General features: G+C 46.5%; 7 protein-coding genes. All 7 read left to right on the forward strand.

Going from position 1 to position 6286, the window contains the following annotated elements; genetic code table 11:
* Nucleotides 1–103 precede the first annotated feature (103 nt).
* The 7 genes from SOI44_RS07080 to SOI44_RS07110 all read left to right on the forward strand — a co-directional run bounded on the left by SOI44_RS07080 (nt 104) and on the right by SOI44_RS07110 (nt 5910).
* Nucleotides 104–931: a 4Fe-4S binding protein gene (locus SOI44_RS07080; RefSeq protein WP_331348512.1), complete on the forward strand. Its 828-nt coding sequence runs from the start codon at nt 104–106 to the stop codon at nt 929–931.
* A gap of 63 nt (nt 932–994) precedes the next feature.
* On the forward strand, nt 995–1459 hold the full coding sequence (locus tag SOI44_RS07085) for a TIGR04076 family protein (RefSeq protein WP_331348513.1): 465 nt from the start codon (nt 995–997) through the stop codon (nt 1457–1459).
* A gap of 110 nt (nt 1460–1569) precedes the next feature.
* The gene (locus SOI44_RS07090; RefSeq protein WP_331348514.1) at nt 1570–2205 is read left to right on the forward strand and encodes an NAD(P)-dependent oxidoreductase; all 636 of its coding nucleotides are present in this window, start codon (nt 1570–1572) and stop codon (nt 2203–2205) included.
* Between the two features lie 118 nt (nt 2206–2323).
* Nucleotides 2324–2770 carry an Rrf2 family transcriptional regulator gene (locus tag SOI44_RS07095; RefSeq protein ID WP_331348515.1) on the forward strand — a complete coding sequence of 149 codons (447 nt, stop codon included), beginning with the start codon at nt 2324–2326 and terminating at the stop codon, nt 2768–2770.
* A 220-nt stretch (nt 2771–2990) separates the two neighbouring features.
* Entirely contained in the window at nt 2991–4427 is a 1437-nt protein-coding gene (pepD, locus tag SOI44_RS07100) for a beta-Ala-His dipeptidase (RefSeq protein ID WP_331348516.1), read from the forward strand.
* A 1-nt stretch (nt 4428) separates the two neighbouring features.
* Nucleotides 4429–4710 (forward strand): DUF1905 domain-containing protein, encoded by a 282-nt coding sequence (locus SOI44_RS07105; protein ID WP_331348517.1) that lies wholly within the window; start codon nt 4429–4431, stop codon nt 4708–4710.
* Between the two features lie 42 nt (nt 4711–4752).
* Complete coding sequence (locus tag SOI44_RS07110; RefSeq protein WP_331348518.1) at nt 4753–5910, forward strand: iron-containing alcohol dehydrogenase; 1158 nt, start codon at nt 4753–4755, stop codon at nt 5908–5910.
* Nucleotides 5911–6286: the final 376 nt, after the last annotated feature.

The raw sequence follows: 6286 nt of genomic DNA on the forward strand, positions 1-6286 counted from the left end.
TTGCAGTAATCATCAAAACAGCAGATCCCCAGATTGGGGTGGATCTGCTGTTTTTGTCATTGGATTTTACAATGATCAGATATTCTGATATCAGGTGATTATCATGAAAAAGAACAAATATGCTGTGCCACTGATCTTACTATTAGCCTTTGAGAGTACGGCTGTTACACTTTGGCTGACAAAGCACAACCTGTTTTATCTTCTCAATTTCAGCTATATCGGCATTTCCATCTCCCTGGGCCTGTTTCTCTATATCAGAAACTATAAACATGCAAGACGTATTGTACAGCTGCTGGTCGGCGGCTATATGCTTGTGTATCTTGGCCTGATCCAGAAAGAGAATATGCAGATCGAAGGATTCTGGTATTACCTGTTTACCGGTACCTTTGAAGCTGCCGTCATTCACTATGCCATTGCCAAGATCTTCGGTCCATTGCTGTTTGGCAGGGGCTGGTGCGGCTATGCCTGCTGGACAGCCATGGTACTGGACTTTCTGCCATACAAGATACCTGCTTTGCATCAAAGGAAGAAGATCGGCTGGATCCGCTATGTCATGTTCCTGTTGTCTTTTGTCTTTGTGGCAGCACTGTTCCTGGCACATGTTAACCACATTGAAAAGATCATGATCTGGACGTTTGTCATTGGCAACATTGCCTATTACGCCATTGGCATCTTTCTTGCCTTCCTTTTTAAGGATAACCGTGCTTTCTGCAAGTACATCTGTCCGATCACAGTCTTTCTGAAACCGATGAGTTACTATTCGCTGATCCGCATCCAGTGCGATCACAGCAAATGTGTCAACTGTGAAAAGTGTAAGCGCGTCTGTCCAATGGATGTGGATGTGACCAACAATGCCAGAAACCGGATCAATGGGACAGAATGCATACTGTGCATGGAATGTGTCAAAGCCTGTCCTAAGGATGCCTTGTGAGCTTTTGTACCTTATTCTCCTGGTGAAAAGCATTAAGAAAACAGAAAGAGAACAGGAGTACATATGAAACACAGAGTCAAAGTAACCGTACTGGATACGAAGTGCTTTTCTGAATATCAACAGAAATATCTGGCTGATCCTGCTTCAGGTCCATGTCCGGTTTTCCACAAGGGTGATGTCTACCTGTTTGACAGAACAGCTGATAAAGATGATTTCTATCACATGGGACTCAATACACTTGTGCATACGGATTGTAACCCGGAGGAAACAGCAGGCGGTCCGAAGAGACCATTCTGTTCTGAGGCATGGGATGCCATCAACCGTTATATTTATACCGGCTTACAGGGTGGTTCGATCATGCATGGCTGGACCAATGATGACCGTATGATGATCACCTGCTGCAATGATGGCACTCGGCCGGTGATCTTCAGGATTGAACGCATTGATATACCGGAAACCAAAGAAGAAGAGGAATGGCTGGCGAAACAGGATTTTTCTAATCATAAAGATGATGCGTACACAGGCTGAAAAGAAGAAACGATAAATGTAATAAAATAGTTGACGTTAAATTTCTCCATGATATGATATTCACGTAAGATGAAATAAAACATATGACATCAAATATGGAGGAAGATAAAATGAAAAAGAAGATTGCAGTTGTGGCCGCAAATGGCCGTGTCGCTAACAAGGTAATTGAAGAGGCAGTCAATCGTGGCTTTGAGGTAACAGGTTTTGGCCGCCATGAAAACAACACCAAAGCACAGCACTATGTACAGAAGGATCTGTTTGATCTGACAGCAGAGGATCTCAGGGGATTTGACGTCGTTGTGGACGCAGCAGGTGCCTGGACACTGGAAACCATGTATGTCATTCCCAAGGCTGCCATTACGCTGGCAGATCTTGTCAAGGGAACAGATACCCGTCTGGTGGTTGTGGGTGGTGCCGGCAGACTGTATGTCAATAAGGAACATACTTCTACGGTAGAACTGCAGCCATCCTTCCCGGATGCGTATAAGCCGGTCAGTGCAGCCCATGGCCTTGCATTGGCACTGCTGCGTGCCACCGAAGGTGTCAAGTGGACCTACATCTCACCAGCTGGTGATTTCCAGGCAGATGGAGAAAGAAGCGGCAAGTACATCCTTGGCGGTGAGGAGCTGACTCTCAACAGCAGAAATGAAAGCATCATCTCTTATGCCGATTATGCCATTGCCCTGGTGGATGAGATTGAAAAGGGCAATCACATCCAGCAGAGAATCTCTATTGTCAGAGCCTGATTCATATAAAAAATACGCGTATGAGGACCTGCAGGCATGTGCAGGTTTTCATTTTGCTTGTCAAAACCGGTAAACTGTGGCATTGATACTAGCAGAAGATTCATGAGGTGAAAGTAATATGCAGATATCAACGAAATTCACGATTGCCATTCATATCCTGGCAGCGGTGGAATATTTTGAAAAGGATGAGAAAGTCACCAGTGATATGCTCGCTGGCAGTATTGGTGCCAATCCGGTGATTGTACGCGGTCTGATGTCAGAACTGAAAAAGGCAGGACTTGTGGACACAAAAAGAGGACCGGGCGGTATTACTCTGGCAAAGCCGCTGGATCAGATTTCTTTTTATGATGTTTATATGGCTGTGGAAAAAAACAAGGAAGAACTTTTCCACATTCATGAAAATCCAAATCCCAACTGTCCGGTAGGACGGAATATTCATGCGGCTTTGGAAAAGGACCTGCAGGAAGTACAGGATCATTTTGAGAATGATCTGAAAAACTACAAGGTGTCAGACGTGACCAATGAGATTCACCAGCTTGTCAAACAGCAGAATGCACAGAAGTGAAAATCTTTGATAGTCAGGAGGAAAACAAATGCCGGAAAACCTGCATGAATACAGGCAATCCGGCATTTTTTTCGCGCTTGAAGAATGTAGTATGTGGCAAAGTGAGATGAAAAAGATTGCACGATGAAAATAGAAAAGAAGACTGATCTGCAGGGATGGCAGGATTGAAAACTGACATCTGTTTTGTTTTGCCTTATCATTAGGCAAAGGAGATGCAGCTATGGAGTTTGATCTGAAGAAAAGACATTGTTACTGGTTTCATGAGATATCAAAGATTCCGCGCGGTTCGCGCAATGAGAAAGCAGTCTCGGATTTTGTTGTGCAGTTTGCCAAAGATCATGGCTTACAGTGGCACCAGGATGAAGTGTTCAATGTCACGATTGATAAGCCTGCCAGCAAAGGCTATGAAAATGCCTCTGTGCTGATTCTGCAGGCACATATGGATATGGTGTGTGAAAAGACAGCAGGCAGTCATCATGACTTCTTGAAAGATCCTCTGGATCTGTATACCGATGGCGATCTGTTAAAGGCAAAAGGCACAACCCTTGGTGCAGATGATGGCACCGGTGTGGCTTATATGCTGGCAATTCTGGAAGATGAGACCTTGCCGCATCCACCATTGGAATGCATCTTTACAACGATGGAAGAAATCGGATTATTAGGGGCGGAAAAGCTGAAAAAGGAAGATATCCATGGACACAGGCTGATCAGTCTTGATGGCGGTGGGGAAGTGGTAACAGCAGCTTCCTCCGCCGGCGGCTGTGATGTCAATCTGGATATTGATCTGCACATGGTCACAAACAGTGATCCTGCTTATGTACTGCATGTCTATGGGCTGCAGGGCGGCCATTCCGGTGGTGAGATTCACAAAGAACGCGGCAATGCCAATATCCTTGCCGTAAGAATTCTGGAAGAAGCTGAAAGTGCCGGCATCAGGATCAATCTTGTTTCGCTGGAAGGCGGTACAAAGGACAATGCCATTACCCGGGAAGCGGAATATGTCTTTACGACTGCGGCAGATCCTTCTGGTTTGCTTGCATCTGTGAAGAAGAGTGCTGCTGCTATCAAAGAAGAACTGAAAATCAGTGATCCAGGCTTTACAGCAGACTGCACACCAGTCAGGATGCCAGAAGAACATGCGGGCGATTCATCATCCTCTGCTTTGCTGGACATGATCTATCTGATGCCAAATGGTTTCCAGCATAAATCACTGGCCATTGAAGGACTGACATTGACATCTTTGAATTTAGGTATTGTCCATACCGAAGGAAATCATGTACATATGCAGACACTGATCCGCTCGGCTTTGGAAAGCGGCGTGGACAATCTGCTTGGCATATTGAGAAAACTGTCCTCTATCCTTGACATTTCCATGGAAGTGGTGACCCGGTATCCGGGCTGGAACTATTCCCAGGTTTCACCAATGCGCGACAAGTATGCAAAGGTGGCAGAGGCACATGGCAGAAAACTTGAAGTTTCGGCTGGACATGGCGGCCTTGAGTGCAGCATCTTCAAAGGTCTGGATCCTGCGATGGATATCATTACTTTTGGCCCTGTCTCCCGGTACATCCATACACCAGAAGAAGAACTCGATCTTGCCTCATTTGACCGTGCCTATGATCTATTAAAAGAGATTATTGCCCTGTGCAAGGACTGATATGCAGAAGGAATATACATTTACTGCCGTACTGCATGAGATTCCTGACAAGGGCGGTGCCTATATCATCTTTCCCTATGATATCCGTAAAGAGTATGGTAAAGGCAGAGTCAAAGTCCATGCCGAATTTGATGGACTTCCCTATGATGGCAGTATCGTCAATATGGGTGTCAAAGATGAGAATGGAAACATCTGCTATATCATCGGTGTATTGAAGGCCATCCGTCAGAAGCTTGGAAAAAAGAATGGAGATACGATCCATGTTACAATAGTGCCAAGGTAATAAGACACTGCAATGATGCGGTCAGAACAGGAGAAGGTAAATATGGAAGACTTTGTGTATCAGGCTGGAACTAGAGTGTTATTTGGCAAGGGACAGATTGAGCATCTACCTGAGGTGATTGCAAAATTCGGGAAGAAAGTGCTGCTGTGCTATGGCGGCGGCTCGATCAAGCGCAATGGTATCTATGACAAGGTGTATGCCCTGCTGAAAGACTGTGAGATTTATGAGCTGGCCGGCATTGCCCCGAATCCCAGAATTGACAGTGACAGAGAAGGCATTGCTCTGTGCAGGAAACACAACATTGATGTGGTTCTGGCAGTAGGCGGGGGCAGTGTGATTGACTGTGCCAAGGTTGTTGCGGCTGGTGTGTACTATGATGGCGATCCATGGGAAATGGTTTCACAGGGCAAACAGACAGAAAAGGCACTGCCGCTGGTTACCATTCTGACATTAGCTGCCACGGGCAGTGAATATGATGATGGTGCTGTCATCACCAACCCTGAAACCAATGAGAAGATCGGCTATGGCAATGAGCTGACCATGCCAAAAGTATCCATTCTGGATCCGGCTTATACATACACGGTACCTGCAAAGCAGACCGCAGCCGGCTCCATTGATATCATGTCGCATCTTTTGGAACAGTACTTTGGACCGGATATGACATACCTGGCAGATCAGATGCTGGCAGGTGCCATCAAGACAGTGATTCATTATGCTCCGGTGGCAGTGAAGGAGCCTGACAATGCACAGGCAAGAGGTGAGCTGATGTGGACATCTTCTCTGGCATGCAATGGCATTCTGTCACAGGGATGCGGCTATGGCGGCTGGCCTGCCCATGCCATTGAGCATGAACTGAGTGCCTTCTATGATGTCACCCATGGTGTCGGTCTTGCCATTATCACACCAAGACTGATGCGCCATATGCTCAATGATGATACGCTGTCCCGCTTTGCGCAGTACGGCAGAGATGTCTGGGGCATTGTGGGCAAGAGTGACAAAGAAACGGCTGAGCAGGCAATCGATGAAACCGAAAAGTTCTTTACTTCGCTTGGTGTGCCAATGACATTAAGTGCACTGAACATTGGGGAGGAGCACTTTGATGAGATGGCAGAACATGCCGGCAGAAATGGCAGACTGTTACATGCCTATGTCCCGTTAAGCAAAGAAGAAGTCAAAGCCATCCTGCATGACTGTCTGTAACAGATGGAATGTGATGGTATCAGGAAGAAGGCTGTGATGCCATCAAACTGCATGCAGGTGACGTTGTGGATATTCCCGGCGGCGTAAAACACTGGCATGGTGCTGCCAGAGACAGCTGGTTCCCCATCTTGCTTTGGAAGACTGGTCCAAGGGAGAACCAGAATGGCTGGAAAAGGTTGATCCTGCAGAATACGACAAACTGAAATAAGCATATGAAATGGCCTGCCATAGATTGACAGGCCATTTTCGTAGGTGTGTCGGGCATGACACACATCCAGCCTGCAGCAGACGCAGGTCACGGGTATTTGTCGCCAAGTGAAGTGAACCACCAGCCGCAGGCGGTGACGCCGAGGGTGAAAGCAGTGGCTAGCATATT

The sequence above is a fragment of the Lactimicrobium sp. genome, from assembly GCF_036453465.1.
Classification (GTDB): Bacteria; Bacillota_I; Bacilli_A; order Erysipelotrichales; family Erysipelotrichaceae; genus Bulleidia.